Origin of the sequence: Arthrobacter sp. YD4, assembly GCF_030410515.1 — a bacterium.
In the GTDB taxonomy this organism is placed as follows: domain Bacteria; phylum Actinomycetota; class Actinomycetes; order Actinomycetales; family Micrococcaceae; genus Arthrobacter.
The window spans coordinates 134,942-156,137 of the sequence record NZ_JAUHHD010000003.1 but is presented as its reverse complement, the minus strand read 5'-3'; the positions used below and the strand labels follow the sequence as shown (position 1 = coordinate 156,137).

Annotated in this window: 16 protein-coding genes and 2 tRNA genes; 8 read left to right on the top strand and 10 right to left on the bottom strand. The window is 68.6% G+C overall.

Translation table 11 applies throughout. The features are described from left to right. Positions 1–153: 153 nt before the first annotated feature. From serA to QWJ39_RS09125, 6 genes are all read right to left on the bottom strand, one after another. Entirely contained in the window at positions 154–1,749 is a 1,596-nt protein-coding gene (serA, locus tag QWJ39_RS09150; protein ID WP_290257482.1) for a phosphoglycerate dehydrogenase, read from the bottom strand. Between the two features lie 138 nt (positions 1,750–1,887). Continuing rightward, a complete protein-coding gene (gene ilvC, locus QWJ39_RS09145; RefSeq protein ID WP_290257480.1) occupies positions 1,888–2,913 on the bottom strand; it encodes a ketol-acid reductoisomerase in 1,026 nt (341 codons plus the stop codon). A gap of 79 nt (positions 2,914–2,992) precedes the next feature. Beyond that, entirely contained in the window at positions 2,993–3,505 is a 513-nt protein-coding gene (ilvN, locus tag QWJ39_RS09140) for an acetolactate synthase small subunit (protein ID WP_290257479.1), read from the bottom strand. Between the two features lie 2 nt (positions 3,506–3,507). Continuing rightward, a complete protein-coding gene (locus QWJ39_RS09135) occupies positions 3,508–5,409 on the bottom strand; it encodes an acetolactate synthase large subunit (RefSeq protein WP_290257478.1) in 1,902 nt (633 codons plus the stop codon). 340 nt (positions 5,410–5,749) lie between these two features. Continuing rightward, the gene (gene ilvD / locus QWJ39_RS09130; protein WP_290257477.1) at positions 5,750–7,471 is read right to left on the bottom strand and encodes a dihydroxy-acid dehydratase; all 1,722 of its coding nucleotides are present in this window, start codon (positions 7,469–7,471) and stop codon (positions 5,750–5,752) included. A gap of 99 nt (positions 7,472–7,570) precedes the next feature. After that, positions 7,571–8,539 (bottom strand): LysR family transcriptional regulator, encoded by a 969-nt coding sequence (locus tag QWJ39_RS09125; RefSeq protein WP_290257476.1) that lies wholly within the window; start codon positions 8,537–8,539, stop codon positions 7,571–7,573. A 105-nt stretch (positions 8,540–8,644) separates the two neighbouring features. On the opposite strand from QWJ39_RS09125, the gene QWJ39_RS09120 reads away from it, so the two are divergent. Both QWJ39_RS09120 and QWJ39_RS09115 read left to right on the top strand, forming a co-directional pair. Further along, positions 8,645–9,433, top strand: coding sequence for a hypothetical protein (locus QWJ39_RS09120; protein ID WP_290257475.1), 789 nt, complete (start codon positions 8,645–8,647; stop codon positions 9,431–9,433). A 255-nt stretch (positions 9,434–9,688) separates the two neighbouring features. Further along, a tRNA-Lys gene (locus QWJ39_RS09115) sits at positions 9,689–9,764 on the top strand. A 125-nt stretch (positions 9,765–9,889) separates the two neighbouring features. On the opposite strand, the gene QWJ39_RS09110 is transcribed toward QWJ39_RS09115, so the two are convergent. From QWJ39_RS09110 to QWJ39_RS09100, 3 genes are all read right to left on the bottom strand, one after another. Further along, positions 9,890–10,459: a hypothetical protein gene (locus QWJ39_RS09110; protein WP_290257473.1), complete on the bottom strand. Its 570-nt coding sequence runs from the start codon at positions 10,457–10,459 to the stop codon at positions 9,890–9,892. 19 nt (positions 10,460–10,478) lie between these two features. Then, positions 10,479–10,613, bottom strand: coding sequence for a hypothetical protein (locus tag QWJ39_RS09105; RefSeq protein ID WP_290257472.1), 135 nt, complete (start codon positions 10,611–10,613; stop codon positions 10,479–10,481). Between the two features lie 100 nt (positions 10,614–10,713). Continuing rightward, a complete protein-coding gene (locus QWJ39_RS09100) occupies positions 10,714–11,208 on the bottom strand; it encodes a MarR family transcriptional regulator (RefSeq protein WP_290257470.1) in 495 nt (164 codons plus the stop codon). A 109-nt stretch (positions 11,209–11,317) separates the two neighbouring features. On the opposite strand from QWJ39_RS09100, the gene bcp reads away from it, so the two are divergent. From bcp to QWJ39_RS09070, 6 genes are all read left to right on the top strand, one after another. Beyond that, positions 11,318–11,791 carry a thioredoxin-dependent thiol peroxidase gene (gene bcp / locus QWJ39_RS09095; RefSeq protein ID WP_290257469.1) on the top strand — a complete coding sequence of 158 codons (474 nt, stop codon included), beginning with the start codon at positions 11,318–11,320 and terminating at the stop codon, positions 11,789–11,791. Positions 11,792–11,847: 56 nt separating this feature from the next. Next, positions 11,848–11,929, top strand: a tRNA-Leu gene (locus QWJ39_RS09090). Between the two features lie 198 nt (positions 11,930–12,127). Then, positions 12,128–12,823, top strand: a complete 696-nt coding sequence (locus QWJ39_RS09085; protein WP_290257468.1) for a fasciclin domain-containing protein — start codon at positions 12,128–12,130, stop codon at positions 12,821–12,823. Between the two features lie 263 nt (positions 12,824–13,086). Further along, the gene (locus QWJ39_RS09080; protein ID WP_290257467.1) at positions 13,087–14,733 is read left to right on the top strand and encodes an ABC transporter substrate-binding protein; all 1,647 of its coding nucleotides are present in this window, start codon (positions 13,087–13,089) and stop codon (positions 14,731–14,733) included. Positions 14,734–14,811: 78 nt separating this feature from the next. Continuing rightward, positions 14,812–16,314: a malate:quinone oxidoreductase gene (locus tag QWJ39_RS09075; protein WP_290257466.1), complete on the top strand. Its 1,503-nt coding sequence runs from the start codon at positions 14,812–14,814 to the stop codon at positions 16,312–16,314. 81 nt (positions 16,315–16,395) lie between these two features. Beyond that, a complete protein-coding gene (locus tag QWJ39_RS09070; RefSeq protein ID WP_290257465.1) occupies positions 16,396–19,632 on the top strand; it encodes an efflux RND transporter permease subunit in 3,237 nt (1,078 codons plus the stop codon). Here the strand turns inward: QWJ39_RS09070 and QWJ39_RS09065 are convergent, their stop codons facing one another. Further along, positions 19,633–21,090, bottom strand: a complete 1,458-nt coding sequence (locus QWJ39_RS09065) for an MFS transporter (protein WP_290257464.1) — start codon at positions 21,088–21,090, stop codon at positions 19,633–19,635. Positions 21,091–21,196 lie beyond the last annotated feature (106 nt).

Sequence of the window (21,196 nt, the reverse complement as noted above, 5' to 3'; positions counted from 1 at the left end):
GGATGAGAAGGCTTCCCCTGCCGGGCGTGCAAAAGTAAAGGCCGGTCTGCCGGCCACATCCTGGAATCGGACGTAGCTATTGTACGCAGACCGGCCGGTGGTTCCCGGACGCCTGCGGCGGACGCGCCGCCGCAGGCAAACCGGTAAGGGTGCTTAGTCCTCGAGGTCCACTTCGCGCACCATCTCGGCGCCGATGCCGGCCTTGATGGCGTCGAGGACCTGCTGGGGCACGGAGCTGTCGATGGTCAGCAGGGCGAGCACCTGGCCGCCCTCGGCCTGCCGGGCCACCTGCATGCCGGCGATGTTGATGTTGTTCATGCCGAGGATGTGGCCGATGGTGCCGATCACGCCGGGGCGGTCCGAGTAGGCGACCACCACGAGGTGCTCGCTGATCGGGATTTCGACCTCGAAGCCGTTGATGCCGACCAGCTTCTCGATCTGCTTGGGCCCGGTCAGGGTGCCGGCCACGGAGATCTGGCTGCCGTCGCTGAGCGCCCCGCGCAGGGTCAGGACGTTGCGGTAGGACTCGGTGTCCGGGGTGGTGATCAGCCGGACGTTGATGCCGCGCTGCTCGGCGATCACCGGGGCGTTGACGTAGGAGACCTGCTCGGTGACGACGTCGGCGAAGATGCCCTTGAGCGCGGCGAGTTCGAGGACCTTGACGTCCAGTTCGGAGATCTCGCCGGCGACCTCCACGTCGAACTGGGTCAGCGACGCGTGGGTCATGGCGGTGAAGATCCGGCCGAGCTTCTCGATCAGCGGGATGCCCGGGCGCACGTCGGGGGCGATCACGCCGCCGGCGACGTTCACGGCATCCGGGACCAGCTCGCCGGCCAGGGCCTGGCGGACGGACCGGGCCACCGAGACGCCGGCCTTCTCCTGGGCCTCGTCGGTGGAGGCGCCCAGGTGCGGGGTGACCACCACGTTGTCGAGCTTGAAGAAGGGCAGGTCGGTGCTTGGCTCCTTGACGAACACGTCGACACCGGCGCCGGCGATCTCGCCGGACTCCAGCGCGGTGTAGAGGGCTTCCTCATCCACCAAGCCGCCGCGGGCGACGTTGACGACGTACGCGGTGGGCTTCATCTTCCGGAACGCGTCGGCGCCGAGCATGCCGACCGTTTCCGGCGTCTTGGGCATGTGGATGGTGATGAAGTCGGACTGGGCCAGCAGCTCGTCCAGGGTCACCAGCTGCACACCGAGCTGGGCGGCCCGGGCGGAGGTGATGTAGGGGTCATAGGCGAGGATCTTGGTGTCGAAGCCCTTCAGCCGGGCCGCGACCAGGGCGCCGATGCGGCCGAGGCCGATGATGCCGATCTTCTTCTCGAACAGTTCGGTACCGGTGTACTTGGAGCGCTTCCACTCGCCGTCCTTGAGCGCCGCGGAGGCCTGCGGGATGTGCCGGGCCAGGCTCAGGATGTGGCCGACGGTCAGTTCCGCGGCGGAGACGATGTTTGACGTCGGGGCGTTGACCACCATGACGCCGGCCTGGGTGGCGGCCTTGATGTCCACGTTGTCGAGTCCGACGCCGGCGCGGGCGATGACCTTGAGGTTCTTTGCCGCGGCGATGGCCTCGGCGTCGACCTGGGTGGCCGAGCGGATCAGGATCGCGTCCACGTCGGCGATCGCCGAGAGCAGCTGGGAACGGTCGGCGCCGTCGGTCTGGCGGATCTCGAAGTCCGGGCCGAGGGCCTCGACTGTGGCGGGCGAAAGTTCCTCGGCGAGGAGTACGACAGGTTTGGTGCTTGTCACCGGTGACCTCTTTAGCTCTCTTGTATTCAGGTGGGGATTTTGGTGAATCGATGGTGCGGGTAAACAGATGGTGCAGGTAAACACAGGGAAAGCCGGACCCCCGTTGCGGGTGTCCGGCTCCCCCTGCCGGTCAGTTCCCTAGCGGGCGACTGATCCTTCGGTGTAGTCGTCTTCGTTCTTGATCCAGGAGAAGAGCTTGCGCAGTTCCCGGCCGGTGGCCTCGATCGGGTGGTCCTCACCCTTCTTGCGAAGGGCCTTGAACTCCGGTGCGCCGGCGTCCTGGTCGTCGATGAAGCGCTTGGCGAAGGTGCCGTCCTGGATGTCCTTGAGGACGGCCTTCATGTTCTCCTTCACCTCGGGGGTGATGACCCGCGGGCCGGAGACGTAGTCGCCGTACTCGGCGGTGTCGGAGACGCTCCAGCGCTGCTTGGCGATGCCGCCCTCGACCATCAGGTCGACGATCAGCTTGAGCTCGTGCAGCACCTCGAAGTAGGCGACCTCGGGCTTGTAGCCGGCCTCGGTCAGGGTCTCGAAGCCGTACATGATCAGCTGCGAGGCGCCGCCGCAGAGGACCGCCTGCTCGCCGAAGAGGTCGGTTTCGGTCTCTTCGGTGAAGGTGGTCTCGATGACGCCGGCGCGGGTGCCGCCGATGGCCTTGGCGTAGGACAAGGCCAGTTCCTTGGCCTTGCCGGACGGGTTCTGCTCGACGGCGATCAGGTCCGGCACGCCGCGGCCGGCCTCGAATTCGCGGCGGACGATGTGGCCCGGGCCCTTCGGGGCGACCAGGGCGACGTCGACATCGGCCGGCGGCTGGATGTAGCCGTAGCGGATGTTGAAGCCGTGGCCAAAGAACAGGGCGTCACCGGCCTGCAGGTTCGGGGCGATGTCCTCGGCGTAGACGTGGCGCTGGACCTGGTCCGGGGTGAGGACCATGATCAGGTCGGCCTCTGCGACGGCGTCGGCGACGTTGAGGACGCGCAGGCCCTCCGCCTCGGCCTTGGCGCGGGACTTCGAACCTTCCTTGAGTCCGACGCGGACGTCAACACCGGAATCGCGCAGGCTGAGGGCGTGGGCGTGGCCCTGGGATCCGTAACCGATCACGGCGACGGTGCGGCCCTGGATGATCGACAGGTCGGCGTCGTCGTCGTAAAACATTTCAGTCACTGGGGTGTCTCCTTATTAATGGATTCGTGGGGTGTTGTCTGTGAATTCGTGTGGCGCTGTGCTGCAGGTGCGGCGCCGCCTACGCGGAGCGCAGGGCCCGGTCGCTCATCGAGCGGGACCCGCGGCCGACGGCCAGGGTGCCGGACTGCACGATTTCGCGGATGCCAAAGGGCTCCAGCACCGAGAGCAATGCCGTGAGCTTGTCGGGGTGGCCGGTGGCCTCGATGACGACCGACTCTGTGGAGACGTCGACCACCGATGCGCGGAAGAGGTCGGCTGCCTGGGTTACCTGCAGCCGGGTTGCGGCGTCCGCCCGTACCTTGACCAGGATGTGGTCGCGCTGTACGGAAGATTCTGGGGTGAGCTCGACGATCTTGATCACGTTGACCAGCTTATTCAGCTGCTTGGTGACCTGTTCGATCAGCTCGCCGTCGGCGTCGACGACGACGGTCATCCGGGAGATGCCGGCGACCTCGGTCGGGCCGACGGCCAGGGAGTTGATGTTGAAGGCGCGCCGGGCGAAGAGGCTGGCCACGCGGGTCAGCACGCCGGGCTTGTCCTCGACCAGGACGGAGAGTGTGTGGCGGGTCATGGTCAGTCCTCTTCTTCCCAGTCCGGGGTCATGTTCCGGGCAACCTGGATCTGGTCGTTGCTCACTCCGGCGGGCACCATCGGCCAGACCATGGAGTTGGGGCTGACGACGAAGTCGATCACCACGGGACGGTCGTTGATTTCCAGGGCCTTCTGGATGGTTGCGTCGATGTCCTCGTCGCGTTCGCAGCGCAGGGCCGCGCAGCCGTAGGCGTCGGCGAGCTTGACGAAGTCCGGGATGCGGACGGTGTCGTGGCCGGTGTTGAGATCCGTGTTGGAGTAACGGCCCTCGTAGAACAGGGTCTGCCACTGGCGGACCATGCCCAGGGAGGAGTTGTTGATGACGGCGACCTTGATGGGGATGTTGTTGATCGCGCAGGTGGCCAGTTCCTGGTTGGTCATCTGGAAGCAGCCGTCGCCGTCGATCGCCCAGACCACGCGGTCCGGGTTGCCCACCTTGGCGCCCATCGCCGCGGGCACGGCGTAGCCCATGGTGCCGGCGCCGCCGGAGTTCAGCCAGGCGTGCGGGCGCTCGTACTTGATGAACTGCGAGGCCCACATCTGGTGCTGGCCCACGCCGGCCACGTAGACGCCTTCGGGGCCGGTCAGGGCACCGATCCGCTCGATGACCCGCTGCGGAGCGGTCAGGCCGTCGTCGGGTTCGGTCCAGCCGAGCGGGTAGGTCTCCTTGAGGTTGTTCAGGAAGGCCCACCAGTTGGCCAGGTCCGGGGTGCCGGATTCCTCGAACTGCAGACGCAGGGCTTCGCTCAGTTCGGGGATGATCTCCTTGACCGAACCCACGATCGGCACGTCCGCGGTGCGGTTCTTGGAGATTTCCGCGGGGTCGATGTCCGCGTGGATCACCTTTGCATTGGGGGCAAAGGAGGAGAGGATGCCGGTGACCCGGTCATCGAAGCGGGCGCCGAGGGTGATCAGCAGGTCCGACTGCTGCAGCGCGGTGACGGCCGAGACCGTGCCGTGCATGCCGGGCATGCCGACGTGCTGCGGGTGGGAGTCGGGGAAAACGCCGCGGGCCATCAGGGTGGTGACCACGGGGGCGCCGGAAAGCTCGGCCAGTTCCCGCAGCTCCGCGGAGGCGTGGGCCTTGACCACACCGCCGCCGACGTACAGGACCGGCTTCTTGGCTGCCGCGATCAGGCGTGCCGCCTCCCGGACCTGCTTGCTGTGGCCGCGGAGCACCGGGCGGTAGCCGGGCAGGTCGATCTTCGGCGGCCAGGAGAAGGTCATCTCGGACTGCTGGGCGTCCTTGGCCACGTCCACTAGGACCGGGCCGGGGCGGCCGGTCGAGGCGAGGTGGAACGCCTCCGCCATCACGTGGGGAATGTCGTTGGCGTCGGTGACCAGGAACGAGTGCTTGGTGATCGGCATGGTGATGCCGACAATGTCGGCTTCCTGGAAGGCATCGGTGCCGATGACTCCGCTGGAGACCTGGCCGGTGATGGCCACCATCGGCACGGAGTCCATGTGGGCATCCATGATGGCGGTAACGAGGTTGGTGGCACCGGGGCCGGAGGTGGCGATGCAGACGCCCACCCGTCCGGTAACCATGGCATAGCCTTGCGCGGCGTGGCCGGCTCCCTGTTCGTGACGGACCAGGACGTGATTCATCCTGGAGGCCATCAAAGGGTCATAGGTGGGCAGGATCGCGCCACCGGGCAAACCGAAAATGTCCTCGACGCCGAGTTCTTCGAGTGCGCGGACGATTGCTTGCGAGCCGGTCATCACCGTCGGGGGTACGACGTTGTTCGGCCCAAGGACGGGAGAGGCAGCAGCATGCTCGACGACGGCGGTGTCGGCCGGTCGTTCGACGCGTTCCGGAACTTTGTGCGCTCCAGCGGACTTCGTAGCCATCAGCGAGGGGCTGATCGGCGATCCTTTGCTCATCGGACTCTTCCTTAGGTGGATCTTCGGGTGGATCTACAGTGATCGTGTGGTGCTGGCGGTACGGGTGAAGCGGAAATAAAAAAACCCCTCAGCCTGCCGGCTCTTCGAGGGGTTTGCGCGTGACGGTTCGTTACCAGTGGAGGCTATGAGGCCACGCGCTTGGTAAGGACGACGGATACACCTGCAGCAATGCCGGCGGTAACGATTGCGGTCATGCGTTCAGTTTTCCCTCTGAGCGAGACGGGTGTCAACGAGGCCGCCGCCTGTCTCACTATTTGGACACCATTGTCCACCTGCTGAACGGGGGCCACGGCGTCGCGCCGCGGCCCCAGGCCGGGCACTACCCGCAATAGGCGCCGGTGGAGGCGCTGTGGACGAGCTTGGCGTACTTGGCGAGCACGCCCTTGGTGTAGCGGGCCGGGAGCGGCTGCCAGCCTTCCTTGCGGGCTTCCAGCTCGGCGGGCTCGACCAACAAGTCGAAGGAGCGGGCTGCGATGTCGACGCGGATCCGGTCGCCGTCCTTGACGAAGGCGATCGGGCCGCCGTCAACCGCTTCCGGCGCGACGTGGCCGATGCAGAGGCCGGTGGTACCGCCGGAGAAGCGTCCGTCGGTCAGCAGCAGTACGTCCTTGCCGAGGCCGGCACCCTTGATGGCGCCGGTGATGGCGAGCATCTCGCGCATGCCCGGGCCGCCCTTGGGGCCCTCGTAGCGGATGACGACGACGTCGCCGGCCTTGATCTCACCCTTGTCCAGCGCGTCCAGGGCGCCCTGCTCGCGTTCGAAGACGCGGGCGGTGCCCTCGAAGACGTCGGCGTCGAAGCCGGCGCTCTTGACGACGGCGCCTTCCGGGGCCATCGAGCCGTGCAGGATGGTGATGCCGCCGGTCTTGTGGATCGGGTTGTCCAGGGCGCGGAGGATCTTGCCGTCGACGTCCGGCGGGTTGATAGCGTCCAGGTTCTCCGCGACGGTCTTGCCGGTCACGGTGAGGCAGTCCCCGTGCAGGAGGCCGGCGTCGAGCAGCGCCTTCATGATCACGGGCACGCCGCCGATCCTGTCGACGTCGGTCATGACGTAGCGGCCGAAGGGCTTGAGGTCGCCCAGGTGGGGGATCTTGTCGCCGATGCGGTTGAAGTCGTCCAGGGTCAGCTCGACCTCGGCCTCGCGGGCGATCGCGAGCAGGTGCAGGACCGCGTTGGTGGAACCGCCGAAGGCCATGGTGACGGCGATGGCGTTTTCGAAGGCCTTCTTGGTCATGATGTCGCGGGCGGTGATGCCGAGGCGGAGCAGGTTCACCACGGCTTCGCCGGACTTGCGCGCGAAGTCGTCGCGGCGGCGGTCGGCCGAGGGCGGGGCCGCGGAACCGGGGAGGGACATGCCCAGGGCCTCGCCGATGCAGGCCATGGTGTTGGCGGTGTACATGCCGCCGCAGGCGCCTTCGCCCGGGCAGATGGCCTTTTCGATGCGGGTCAGGTCCTCCATGCTCATCTTGCCGGCGGCACAGGCGCCCACGGCTTCGAAGGCATCGATGAGGGTGACTTCCTTTTCCGAGCCGTCCTCGAGCTTGACCCAGCCGGGCATGATCGAGCCGGCGTAGAGGAAGACGCTGGAGAGGTCCAGGCGGGCCGCCGCCATCAGCATGCCGGGGAGGGACTTGTCGCAGCCGGCCAGCAGGACGGAGCCGTCGATCCGCTCGGCCTGCATGACGGTCTCGACGGAGTCGGCGATGACTTCGCGGGAGACCAGGGAGAAGTGCATGCCCTCGTGGCCCATGGAGATGCCGTCCGAGACGGAAATGGTGCCGAACTGCATCGGGAAGCCGCCGCCGGCGTGGACGCCTTCCTTGGCGCCCTGGGCCAGCCGGTTCAGGGAGAGGTTGCAGGGGGTGATTTCGTTCCACGAACTGGCGACGCCCACCTGCGGCTTGGCGAAGTCGTCGTCGCCCATGCCGACGGCGCGGAACATGCCGCGGGCGGGCGCTGCGTGGATGCCATCGGTGACGACGCGGCTGCGGGGCTTGATGTCCGGGGTGGCAACTGCTGCGGCTTCGGTGTCCTGGCTCATGGCTCAAAGTCTATGGGTCCGGCGAGGATGCCAACGAGCCGCCCGGCCGGATTAAGCGGCAATTCCGGAATATTTCCGCCCCCACAGCGGACTCGCGTCCTAGACTACGGAAGCCGCCGCGTGGCCCGCGGGTTTTCCGTGATCTCCGCCACGGAGTTCCGGCGCCAACGCCACCGCCCGCGCCTCGGCCTGCAACAGGGCGATCACTTCCTGGATGGTGGTGCGTGCCGCGGCCTCGGGGCGGGCCAGCACCACGATGCTGCGGCTCGCCTTCACGCCCCGGAGGGGGCGCAGCACGAAGCCGCGGCCCTGGTTCTTCAGGGCCGTGTAGCGCGGCAGCAGGCTGAGCCCGTGCCCGGCACTGACCAGGGCCTCGAGGACGCGCAAATCCGGGTAGAGCTGGGCCCGCAGCGCCGGGGAGTCTGCCTGCATCTCGATCTGGCGCAGCACGGTATCGAAGGGGAAGCCGTCCGGCACGCCCATCCACGGGCAGCCGATGACGTCCTGGGCACTGAGGCTGGCCTTGGCCGCGAGCGGATGCCCCGCGGGAACCGCAACGTCCAGCGGCTCTTCGAGGAGCGGGACCACCTCCAGGCCCTGCCGGGCGAAGACCTCGGGGCCGTCCACGCTGTGCGCGAGGACGACGTCGTAGTCGGCGGCCAGGGCGGCGAAGCCGGCGACGCCGGGGTCCTCGAAATGGGCCTCGAAGCGCAGCCCGTCGATCTCGCGGACCCGATGCAGCAGGCCGGGCAGGAACATTTCCGCGGCGCTGGGGAAGAACGCCGCGCTCACCCGTGTCTGCCAGCCGCGGCGGTAGGTGTCGATGGTGGCCTCGGCCCGGGCCATGGCGGTAGACACCTCGGCCGCGGCGCCGGCCATCGCCAGGCCGGCCTCGGTCAGGCGGACGCCCCGCCCGGACTTCTCGACCAGCACCACCCCGAGTTCCTCCTGCAGCGTTTTCAGCTGCTGGGAGACGGCAGACGGGGTGACCTGCATGGCCTCCGCGGTGGCCCCGACGGTGCCGCGGTCCGCCAGTTCGCGGAGGATCCGCAGCCTCTTGAAGTCCATGAGCCGAGGCTACACGGGCGGCCCGGGCGTTGCTGGACACCCGCGAGGGCCGGACGTAACGTCAAGCACACGGCAACCCTGCCGCCCGACCCGAAGGATCCGGCCATGGATTGGATTATCTGGCTCATTGTCATCGTGCTGATCGTCGCGGTGGTGTGGACGCTCCTGAACCGCAACAGCCGGCGCGGCGGCCGCACCCAGGCTTCCGGCACGCAGTCCGCCGGTGCACCGGCCGCCGGCAGCACGCCGCGGTCCGCCGAGCGGGAACCCGTTGCTCCGGCAGCCGCGGCGCCTGTCCCCGTACCCGCACCGGCCCCCGAGCCCGCGCCGGCCGCAGCACCGGCCGCCGCCTCAGAACCCACCGCCGCACCTGAGCCCGCTACCCAGACAGCCCCTGCTGAGGCTGCCCCCGCGGAAGCCCAAGCCGCGCCGGTGCACCACCCGGAGTACACCGGACCGCACGCGCCCACTCTCCCAGGGGCGGAGTCCGCGGCGGCCGAGGCCGCAGAAGCGGAGACCCTGCAGGCGGCGGCATCCTCGGCCGCCGTCGAGGGCTCGGCCAGCCACACTGCTCCCCCGACCCAGGAGCAGGTGCACGAACCGGCGACCGAACCCGCTCACGAACCGGCGCATGCCCCCGTCCACGAGCCGATGCCCGAGCCGGAGCCCGCCGGCCACCTTGCCGCCGAGCAGCCTTACGGCGTCGGCTCGGCCGCACCGGCCGCCGACGGCAGCGGCCCGGCCGACTTCACCGTCAAGGGTGACGCGGAAACCATGACGTACTTTGAGGAGACCAGCCAGGGCTACGAGGAGGCCCGGGCCGGGGTGTGGTTCGAGTCGGCCGCGCACGCCGAGGCCGCCGGGTTCCGCCCGCCCCGCCGCGTCAGGCTCTGACCCTCCCGCACTGTGGCTCACTTCACACTTTCTACGCGGGCCCGCCACCCCTCCCGGCATCCTTTCAAGGGCAAGCGTGCGGGCCCCGGAGGCCCGGAAATCCGCGGAATTGCGGGGTTGCCGCGCGTCGTCCCGCCCGCCTGGACAACCTCCCGGGCCCCGATTTCGCACTCCGGCAAATCTCGTGTAGAGTTTCATGTCGTTGCGGAGAACACCGCGGGAAATAAACAGCCCGGGGGAACGAAAACAACAGCTGCACCTCTAGCTCAACTGGCAGAGCAATTGACTCTTAATCAATGGGTTCCGGGTTCGAGTCCCGGGGGGTGCACCACTGGAGAAGCCGCTCCAACACCGATGAAAGTCGGAGTTGGAGCGGCTTTTTTGTGTCTGCGCGGGTTTCGGGCGGCAAGGTGGACTACCCGAAGGCAGGGAGCCGCTGCGGCGAGGGGGTTCCGGTCACCGCAGTCGGAGGCGGCGGGCGCGCAGTCCCAGGGCAGCTGATGCCGAGACCAGGACGCCGCCGCCGGCCAGCAGGGCGGCCCCCAGCCCCATGGTGCCCCGCTCCCCCGGTTCCGGCGCGTCCGTGGCGCCTCCGGCCGTCGGAGCGGCCGCCGTCAGGGTAGGGGCGGCGGGCTGCGGCGGAACGGAAGCGGAGGGCGCCCGGGACGGGGACGCGGGGCTCGTGGGTGTGGCAGGCGCCGTCGTTGCCGGCGGCACACCGGAGGCGGCCGGGGCGGCCCGGTCCGCCGGGGAAACCGGTGCCGGGGCCACGGGAGCGGGAACGGCCGGGGCTGGTGCAGGGGCCACGGGGGCTGTGGTGGGGGCAGGCGCCGGGCTAGCGGTGGCCGTGGGCCTGGGACTGGACGGTGCCGTCGGCTGGCAGGGCCCGAGGGGCAACACGATCACGGGTGCGCAGGTCTCGGCCTTCGCCGGTGCCGCGGAGATCGTGAGGGCCAGGACCGTGGCGGCCAGAGTCGCGGCAACGGCTCCCGGGGAGGGGCGGCGCGCACAGCGGTGATCGGTCATGGCAACCTCCGGCGCGGGCTCAGCCGCGGACGCGGAGCGCCGGGTGGAAGAGCAGGGGCAGGACCAACTGGACGGGATCTGCGCCCACGGGCTCGTCGAGCAGCTCATTGATCGAGGTCTGCCCTTCCAGCTCCGGCGGGTGCGACGTGTCCATGGCACACAACCCTATGCGAGGTCGACCGGCACCCCGGGGCGTGACACGCAGTTCGCGCCGTGCTCCCGGGGGCGGGACGGCGCCGGCCAGAAAGGACCGGCTAGGAGAGCGTGCCTGCGTCCGCCGACACCTTGGGTGCCGGCGCGTCGACGATGTCCTTGGCGTCCTCGGTGGAGGAGATGCGGTTTGCAAGTTCACGCACCACGGCCTGCAGTTCGTGGCGAAGGGTATCCGGGTCGATGGACGCGGCGGCGAGCACGGAGCGTTCCATGTCCGCGGCGGCGACGACGGCCTCCCGGCCACGGTCGGTCAGCGTCACCACGTGGCTGCGGCGGTCGGAGACGCTGCGCTCACGGGAAATGTGGCCGTGCGCCTCGAGGCGGCTGAGGGTCTTGCCCATCGTCTGCGCCTGGACACGCACCAGTTGCGCCAGCTGCGCCTGGGTCATGGGGCCATGGACGGAGAGCACTTCCATCGCGATGACCCCCGCGTGGGTAAGGCCGATTGCTCCCAGCTTTTCATTCCAGGAGTGCTCAACCAGGCGTGCTGCCGTGGACAAAAGGCGGCCAGTGGGCCAGCGATCCAAATCGGGCATAGTAAGCAGTATACCGAATCCCTGATTCGTCGTCGGTTCAGGCGCTCACTAAGCTGGGGTTCCGTCCGTCACATCCGCTCTTCGGAGCGTCCCAGAACAGGAGCCCACCGTGGCAGAACGACTCGTTCCCGGCGACACCGCGCCCGATTTCAGCCTCCAGGATTCCACCGGCCGCACCGTGGGCCTCAAGGACTTCAAGGGCCGCAGCACCGTCGTCTACTTCTACCCGGCGGCCGCGACCCCGGGCTGCACCAAGCAGGCCTGCGATTTCAGGGACTCCCTCGCCTCGCTCTCCGCCGCCGGCTACGAGGTCGTCGGCATCTCCCCCGACCCCGTCGCTAAACTCGCCACGTTCGCCGAGGACGAGGGCCTGACCTTCCCGCTGCTGTCCGATCCGGACCACAAGGTCGCGGAGGCGTACGCCGCCTGGGGCGAGAAGAAAAACTACGGCAAGACCTACGACGGGCTGATCCGCTCCACCGTGGTGGTGGGACCGGACGGCAAGGTGGCCCTGGCCCAGTACAACGTCCGCGCCACGGGCCACGTGGCCAAACTGCGGCGGGACCTCAAGCTCGATCTGTAGAATGGTCCCTGGCGTCCGACGCCGGGTCCCCCCGGATCCGCCGACGACGGCGCCGCGCGCGAGTGGTGAAATTGGCAGACACGCAGGATTTAGGTTCCTGTGCCTTCGGGCGTGGGGGTTCAAGTCCCCCCTTGCGCACCTCGGAAAACCCCGGTCTCTGGCCGGGGTTTTCCCGTTTTAAAAATATTTCTGCAATCCCACCCATCCCCCCGGCCCCATCGCCCGAATCTTCAGTGAGACACCAACCAAGGGTCGGTGCCCGCCAGTCGAACAACAGCAGCACCGGAACAACCCTCCGTTGCACGCATTACCTCGGCACAACTAAGGAGATTCACAATGCAGACCATCAAGCGCACCACGCTCGCCGTTTCCGGCATCGCCGCCGTCGCCATGCTGAGCCTGACCGCCTGCGGCGGATCCACCACCGGCTCCTCCAGCTCGTCGGCCCCGGCTGCGGCCCCGTCCGCGTCGAGCATGGCAGCCTCCCCCTCCATGAGCGCCTCGCCGTCGATGAGCGCCTCTGCCGGCGCCATGGACCCGGCCGCCAACCTGGTCGGCTCCGGCTGCGCCGCCTACGCCGCCCAGGTCCCCAGCGGTGCGGGCTCCGTGTCCGGCATGGCTCTCGACCCGGTAGCCACCGCGGCCTCTAACAACCCGATCCTCACCACGCTGACCGCCGCCGTCTCCGGCAAGCTCAACCCCAAGGTCAACCTGGTGGACACCCTGAACGGCAGCGAGTTCACCGTCTTCGCCCCGACCGATGACGCCTTCAAGAAGATCGACGCGGCCACGATCGACAAGCTCAAGTCGGACGACGCCCTGCTGAGCAAGATCCTGACCTACCACGTTGTTCCGGGCAAGATCTCCCCGGACCAGATCGTGGGCACCCACAAGACGGTTGAGGGCGGCTCGGTCACCGTGACCGGCAGCAAGGACGCCCTGATGGTCGACGGCGCCAACGTCGTCTGCGGCGGTGTCAAGACCGCCAACGCCACCGTGTACATGGTCGACTCCGTGCTGATGCCGAAGTAACCACCACCAACCTCCCTTTCCGGGTCCGGCTTGACTCCCCGGACCCGACCGGAGAAAACGGAGGCCCGCACCATCGGTGCGGGCCTTCGCCGTGCCCGGGGCGTTCATGACGGCCGGGCCGGGGCCGCGCCGGAGTCTGCGGGAGTCTGCGGCACGGCACCGTCCACTAGAATGGGGCTCACTCCGCAGCCGGCGGCCCCATCGTTTCCCGAGGTGATTCTTCAGTGCCCAGCAGGACCGCGCCCATCAGAGGACCGCGCAGGATGCGCCGCCTCGTCGCAGGCCTGGGCGCGCTGCTGCTCCTGGCTCCCGTTGCTGCCTGCACGGGCGCCCCCGGGCCGGTGCCGTCGTCGTCGGCCGCCGCCGGCACCGGACCCACCGAAACCTTTACCTTCGGCACCGCGTCCCGCCCGCTGGGACTGGACCCGGCGCTGGTCTCCGACGTCGACTCGTACCGCATCACCCGGCAGATCCTCGAGGGCCTGGTGGGCGTTGACCAAAACAGCGGCAAGCCCACGCCGCTGCTGGCCACCGAGTGGAAGACCAGCGACGACGGCCGCACCTATACCTTCAAGCTCCGCGACGGTGTGACCTTCCAGGACGGCACCCCCTTCGACGGTCCCGCGGTGTGCACGAACTTCAACCGCTGGTTCAACTTCTCCGAGGCGCTGCGGAAACAGGCCCCCGGGACCTCGTTCAAGGGCGTCTTCAAGGCCAACGCGGACCAGGCCTCGCTCTCCATCTACAAGGGCTGCACCCCGCTCGCGGGCGGCAACGTCGAGATCGACCTGACCCAGCCCTTCACCGGCTTCCTGCAGGCGCTGACCCTCCCCGCCTTCGCCATGTCCTCGCCGAAGGCCCTCGCGGCGCAGTCCGCGGACGTGCTGAACCAGACCCGGGACGGCCAGCCGGTCTCCGCCTACGCGCTCAAGCCGGTGGGAACCGGCCCGTACGTGTTCGCGTCCTGGGACAACGACACCGTCACGCTTTCCAGCAACAAGAACTACTGGGGTGACAGGGGCCAGATCGCCACAATCAACTTCGTCACCTACGACCACCCGCAGACCCGGATGCAGGCGCTGCTGGACGGCAAGATCGACGCCTACGACTCCGTCACCGTGGGTAACTTCGACCAGCTGGTCAAGCGCGGCAAGCAGATCATCCAGCGCGACCCGTTCTCCGTCATGTACCTGGGCATGAACCAGGACATCCCGGCCCTGCAGGACCTGAAGGTGCGCCAGGCGATCGAGATGGCCCTGGACAAGGACACCCTGATCCGGAAGTTCTTCATCGACAACACGTCCTCGGCCTCCCAGTTCGTGCCGCCGAAGCTCAGCGGTTTCAACAACAACGCCCCGTCTCTGGGCCACGACCCGGCCAAGGCCAAGGAGCTGCTGGCCCAGTCCACGTACAAGGGCGAGGAGCTGAAGTTCTACTACCCGCTGAACGTCACCCGGCCGTACCTGCCGACGCCGGAGAAGGTCTACGCCGAGATCAGCCGAGAGCTGATCGCCGTCGGCCTGAACATCAAGCCCGTCCCGGTGGACTGGTCCGACGGCTACCTGCAAAAGGTCACCTCCCCCGGGGACCACGCCCTGCACCTGCTCGGCTGGAACGGTTCCTACGCGGACCCGGACAACTTCGTCGGCCCGCTCTTCGGCGAGAAGAACGGCGAGTTTGGCTACCAGGACCCGCAGGTGTTCTCGAAGATCGCCCGGGCCCGCGGCCTGCCGGACGGCAAGGACCGCACCGAGCAGTACCAGACCATCAACGCGCAGATCGCCGCGTCGGTGCCGGCCGTGCCGATCGCCTTCCCGATCTCCGCGCTGGCGCTCTCCGACCGGGTGGTGAAGTACCCGGCGTCGCCGGTGCTCAACGAAGTTTTCACGAAGGTGGTCCTCAAGTCTTGACGTGCCGGGCCAATTTCAGTTAGTGGGCCGTGCGGGGATATTCTGTGACAGCCAGAGCCGCTGCTACCGGAGACTGATGTGACTTTCATTTCCAAGACCCAACACGCCGACGTCGTCCTGATTGGCGGCGGCATCATGAGCGCCACGCTCGGTGCCTTCCTCAAGCAGCTCGAGCCGAACTGGACGATCTCGCTGTTCGAGCGGCTGGACCGCCCGGGCCTGGAAAGCTCCGATCCCTGGAACAACGCCGGTACCGGCCACGCCGCCCTCTGCGAACTGAACTACTCCCCCGCCGCCAAAGACGGCTCGGTGGATCCGTCCAAGGCGCTGCACATCAACGAGCAGTTCCAGCTCTCCCGCCAGTTCTGGTCCCACCTGGTCACCAACTCCCTGATCGGCTCCCCCAAGGGCTTCATCAACACCGTCCCGCACATGAGCTTCGTGGTGGGCGAGGAGAACACCAAGTTCCTGCGGACCCGTTACGAGGCGCTCAAGCCGAACCCGCTGTTCCGCTCCATGGATTACTCCGAGGACCAGGCGCAGATCGCCAAGTGGGCGCCGCTGATCATCAAGGGCCGCGACCCGAAGCAGCGTGTGGCCGCGACCCGCGCCGCCGAAGGCACCGACGTCGACTTCGGCGCCCTGACGCGCGAGCTCACCGGCTACCTGGGCAACAACGGCGTGGAGATCAACTACGGCCACGACGTCACCGGCATCAGCCGCGCGGCCGACGGCGGCTGGGACCTGTCCCTGAAGCACCCGCGCTCCGGTGAGCGCGGCTCCATCCACGCCAAGTTCGTCTTCGTCGGCGCCGGCGGCGGGGCCCTGCACCTGCTGCAGGCCTCCGGCATCCCCGAGAGCAAGGGCTACGGCGGTTTCCCCGTCTCCGGTCAGTTCTTCCGCTGCACCGACGAGTCCCTGGCCGCCCAGCACAGCGCCAAGGTCTACGGCCAGGCCTCCGTGGGCGCCCCGCCCATGTCCGTCCCGCACCTGGACACCCGCTACGTCAACGGCAAGCGCTCCCTGCTCTTCGGCCCGTACGCCGGCTTCTCCACCAACTTCCTGAAGAACGGCTCCTACCTGGACCTGCCGCTGTCCATCCGCCCCTCCAACATCATCCCGATGCTGGCCGTGGCCAAGGACAACATGGACCTCACCGCCTACCTGGTCAAGGAGGTCGCCAAGCGCCACGGCGCCAAGGTCGAGGCCCTGCGCGAGTACTACCCCGAGGCCAAGGACGGCGACTGGGAGCTCATCACCGCCGGCCAGCGCGTGCAGATCATCAAGAAGGACCCGAAGAAGGGCGGCGTGCTGCAGTTCGGCACCGAGGTCATCGCGGGCCGCGACGGCAGCATCGGCGCCCTGCTGGGTGCCTCCCCGGGTGCTTCCACCGCCGTGCCGATCATGATCGAACTGCTGCAGAAGGCCTTCCCGAAGGACTTCAAGGGCTGGCAGGGCAAGCTCAAGGAGATGATGCCGGGCTACGGCGTCAAGCTCAACGAGAACCCGGAGCTCGCCGCGCAGCTCGAGGCCGACACGGCCAAGGTCCTGCAGCTGGAAACGGTCCCGGCCTCCCGCTGAAACTCTGCCGGGTTGCGGCACGTTTAGTCCCTTGAGGCGTCCCGTCCGGTACGGCGTCCGTAGACCCACAGGAGTTCATGAATGTTCCGGCTGGCCAGGCTCTCGCTCGGAAACCGGGCGCTGATCGCGCTGATCACCGTCTTCGCCTCGGTGTTCGGGGTGATCACCATGACCTCACTGAAGCAGGAGCTCATCCCCTCGATCGAGTTCCCGCAGATCACGGTGATCACCTCTATGCCGGGCGCCTCGCCCGAGGTCGTGGACAAGCAAGTGAGCGGTCCGCTGGAGACCGCCCTGCGCGGCGTCGAGGGCCTGGAGTCGACGTCGTCCACCTCGCGCAACGGCGTTTCGCAGATCACCCTGGCGTTCACCTACGGCTCCAACCTGGACCGGGCCCGGAACCAGATCGACCGTGCCATCTCCAACGCCAAGCAGGCGCTGCCCAAGGATGTCCAGCCGCAGGCGATCGCCGGCAGCATCAGTGACTTCCCGATTGTGTACCTGGCGGTCTCCTCGGACAAGCCGCTCAGTGAGCTCAACACCGACCTCGCCCGGCTGAGCGTGCCCCGGCTGCAGAAGATCGACGGCGTCCGCGGCGCCGAGGTCACCGGTGGCGCCACCGAGCACATCCAGATCCAGCCGAAGCCCGAGGCGATGGCGGCCGCCGGCACCGCCATCCAGGCGATCAGCGACGCCCTGAAGAACAACGGCAGCCTGGTCCCGGCCGGCAGCATCCAGGACCAGGGCAAGACCCTCTCCCTGCAGATCGGCAGCCCGGTGGACTCCGTGGACGCCATCAAGGCCCTGCCGCTGGGCGGGGCGCGCAACGCCGCCACGATCGGCGGCGTCGCCGACGTCTCGATCGCCGAGGACGCCCGCACCTCCATCACCCGCACCAACGGCAAGGAGACCCTGGCGGTCTCCGTCACCAAGAAGCCCGAGGGTGACACCGTGGGCATCTCGCACGCGGTCAAGGACGCCATCCCGCAACTGGAGGCGGAACTGGGGTCCAACGCCAGGTTCACCCCCGTCTTCGACCAGGCGCCGTTCATCGAGAAGTCCATCAAGGACCTCACCACCGAGGGCCTGCTGGGCCTGGGCTTCGCCGTCGGCATCATCCTCTTGTTCCTGCTCTCGGTCCGCTCCACCCTGGTCACGGCCGTCTCGATTCCGCTCTCGCTCCTGATCACGTTCATCGGGCTGAAGGCCACCGGCTACTCGCTGAACATCCTGACCCTGGGCGCGCTGACCATCGCGATCGGCCGCGTGGTGGACGACTCGATCGTGGTGATCGAGAACATCAAGCGGCACCTCAGCTATGGCGAGGCGAAGATCACCGCGATCCTCACCTCGATCCGCGAGGTGGCCGGGGCGATCACGGCCTCGACCCTGACCACGGTGGCGGTCTTCCTGCCGATCGCGTTCGTGGCGGGCCTGGCCGGGGAGCTGTTCCGTCCCTTCGCGCTGACGGTCACGATCGCGCTGATCTCCTCGCTGCTGGTCTCCCTGACGATCGTGCCGGTACTGGCCTACTGGTTCCTGCGCAGCCCCCGGTCCCGTGACACAACAGCACGTGACGACGCCGTCGGGAACACCGACGCCGCCGAAGCGGCCGCGAAGGCGCACGACGCCGAGCGGCGCAGCCTGCTGCAGCGCGGCTACCTCCCGGTGCTCACCAAGACCCAGCGCCACCCCGTCATCACGCTCATCGCCTCCGTCCTGGTCCTGGGCGGCACCGTCGCCATGACCCCGCTGCTGGCCACCGACCTGCTGGGCAGCTCCGGCCAGAACAGCCTGACCGTGAGCCAGGCACTGCCCGCAGGCACCAGCCTGGACCAGGGCAACGCGGCCGCCGTCAAGGTCGAGGACGTGCTCCGCGGCATCGACGGGATCAAGAACGTCCAGGTCACCACGGGCAACGCCCAGACCGGGTTCTCCGCCCTGCAGTCCACCGGCGCCGCCAACTCCACCTTCACCGTGGTCACCGACGAAAAGGCGGACCAGAAGAAGCTGCAGGACACCGTTCGGACCCGGCTGGCCGCAATTTCCGACGCCGGCAAGATCACCGTCGGCTCCCAGCAGGGCGGCTTCGGGACGACGTCGACCGTGGACATCACGCTCAAGGCCGCCGGTTCTGCCGACCTTCAGGCGGCCAGCGACACGATGGTCAAGGCCATGGACGGCGTCCCCGGCTCCTCGGAGGTCAGCACCAACCTCGCCGCCAGCCAGCCCGTGGTCCAGGTCAAGGTGGACCGCGCCAAGGCCACCGCGGCCGGCCTGAACGAACAGCAGGTCGGCGCCGTCCTCGCCTCCACCATCAGCCCGATCCCGGCCGGCACGGTCCGGATCGGCACCAACGACTACCCGGTCCGGATCGGCGAGGGAACGAAGTTCAGCAGCATCGGCGCGGTCCGCGACCTGCAGCTGCCGACCGCGCGCGGACCCGTGCCGCTGTCCTCCATCGCCTCCGTGGAGCAGGCCGACGTGCCGGTCTCCATCACCGCCAGCAACGGGCAGCGGACCGCGCGCGTCTCCGTGACCCCCTCCGGCGGGAACCTCGGGGCCGTCAGCACCGAGGTGCAAGCCCGGCTGAAGACGGTCCAGCTGCCGCCGGGCGTCACCGCGGAAATCGGCGGCGCCACGACCCAGCAGGCCGAGTCCTTCGGACAGCTGGGCCTGGCCCTGCTGGCGGCGATCGCGATCGTGTACGTGATCATGGTGGCCACCTTCAAGTCGCTGGTGCAGCCGCTGATCCTCCTGGTGTCGATCCCGTTCGCGGCGACCGGTGCCATCGCCCTGTTGCTGATCACCAAGGTCCCGCTGGGCCTGCCGTCACTGATCGGCATGCTGATGCTGGTGGGCATCGTGGTCACCAACGCGATCGTGCTGATCGACCTGATTAACCAGTACCGTCAGCCACGCAACGGCGAACCCGGCATGAACGTCGCCGATGCCATCACCCACGGCGCCCGACAGCGTCTGCGCCCGATCCTGATGACGGCCCTGGCCACGGTCTTCGCACTGACCCCGATGGCCCTCGGCCTGACCGGCGGCGGTGGGTTCATCTCCCAGCCGCTCGCCGTCGTCGTCATCGGCGGCCTGATCTCCTCCACCGCCCTGACCCTGATCCTGGTGCCGGTGCTGTACCGGCTGGTCGAGGGACGGCGGGAGCGGAAGGCCCTGGAGCGCGACGGCGGCGCGCCGACAAGTGGACGCCACGCCCGGCCCGCGGCTCCCGCTGCCCGGAACGGGGACGCCGCAGAGGATGCAACCGCGACTTCCGATGACCCGGACGCGGCCCCGGCGTTCCGCAACTAGTCAGGTGCGGGCGTTGGCGGGGCCGACGGTTGCTTCCGGAGCCGGGTCCGAGAACGCCAAGCGGGGCACCAGGGCCAGGGCTGCCGCCGCGGCCAGGCCGGTGACGCCGCAGATCGCCCAGACCAGCAGGTAGCCGGCCAACGGGGCCGCGGTCTGCCCCGCGTCGGCACCTCCGACCCCGGCGTCGGCCGCGGCGTGGCTGAGCAGGGCGATGCCGAACACCGCCGAGGCGAAGGCTCCGCCGATGGTCTTGGTGGTGTTAGTCAGCCCGGTGGCCATGGCGGTCCGGTTCAACGGGGCCGCAGCCGCCGCGGCCGAGGGCAGCGCGGCCACCAGCGCGCCGGAGCCGACGCCGGCGATGGCCATGTTCACGAGCGTCTCGGCCAGGCTGGAGTGCAGCGGCAGGAACAGCAGGTAGCCGATGCCCACCAGCGCCGCGGCCCCCACGAGGGTTAGGCGCGGGGTCAGCCGCCGGGTCACCAGCGGATACAGCAGGGCCCCGGCGAGCAGCGCCAGCACGTACACCCCGATGATGATCGAGACCTGGCCGGAGCGCAGCCCCAGCCCGTAGCCGTAGGTCCCCGGATCGGTGCGGGCGAAGGTGGACAGCGGGGCCTGGGCGCCGAGCACCGAGACGCCGAAGAGTCCGGCCGTGAGCTGTACTGGCCACATCGCCGGGGATCGGAGCATCCGGATGTCCACCAGCGGGTCCTCTTTGCGCAGCTCCACCCGCACGAACGGGACAAACACGGCGATGCCGGCGGCCAGCACCGCCCACACCCACCAGGCACCGGGACCGGTCAGCCGGATCAGGGTCAGGCCGGAGGTGACGAGCAGCAGGCCGACGGCGAGCAGCGCCAGGCCTTGGGTGTCCACCCGGCCCGCTGCGCGCCCGGCGGACTCCGGGACCCCGAAACGGATCACAAACCAGCAGGCCGTGACCGCGAGCGCCGGCACGCTCAGCACCAGCGGCAGCTGACCGGCCAACGCCTCGGCGAGCGCACCGGAGGCGAGGGCGCCGGCGATCACGCCGAACTCCAGCGCCCCCACCAGCACGCCGGCCGCCCGGCGGGTGAGGGCGGCGCCGTCGGGCCGTCCATGCACCCGGCTGAAGACCAGGGCGATCTCCAGCGGGAGCCAGACCACGTAGAACCCCTGCAGCGACCAGGCGGCGAGGAAGGTCCAGAAGTCCGGCGCGAAGGCCACCGCCCAGGACGCGGCGGCGGTGAGCGCGGTGGAAACCAGCAGGATCCGCCGGTGCCCGTAGAGGTCGCCCAGCTTCGCCAGCACCGGGACGGCGAGGGCGCTGACGGTCAGCTGCGCTGCCTCGAACCAGTTGACGTCCGCGTCGTGGATGCCGAGGTGGCGGGCGATGTCCGTGAGGATGGGCGTGTAGTACCCCTGCAGGATGCCGCTGGTGAGTTCCACCAGGCAGAGGAACGCGATGATCCGGCGCATGCGGGCCTTCCGTACGGGCTGGACCCGGGGCGGCCAGCAGATTGATTGCATCCTAGGTCCCGGCGCGGCCGGCGGCGGCGAAGGTCCGGGAATACCTGCGCGTGGC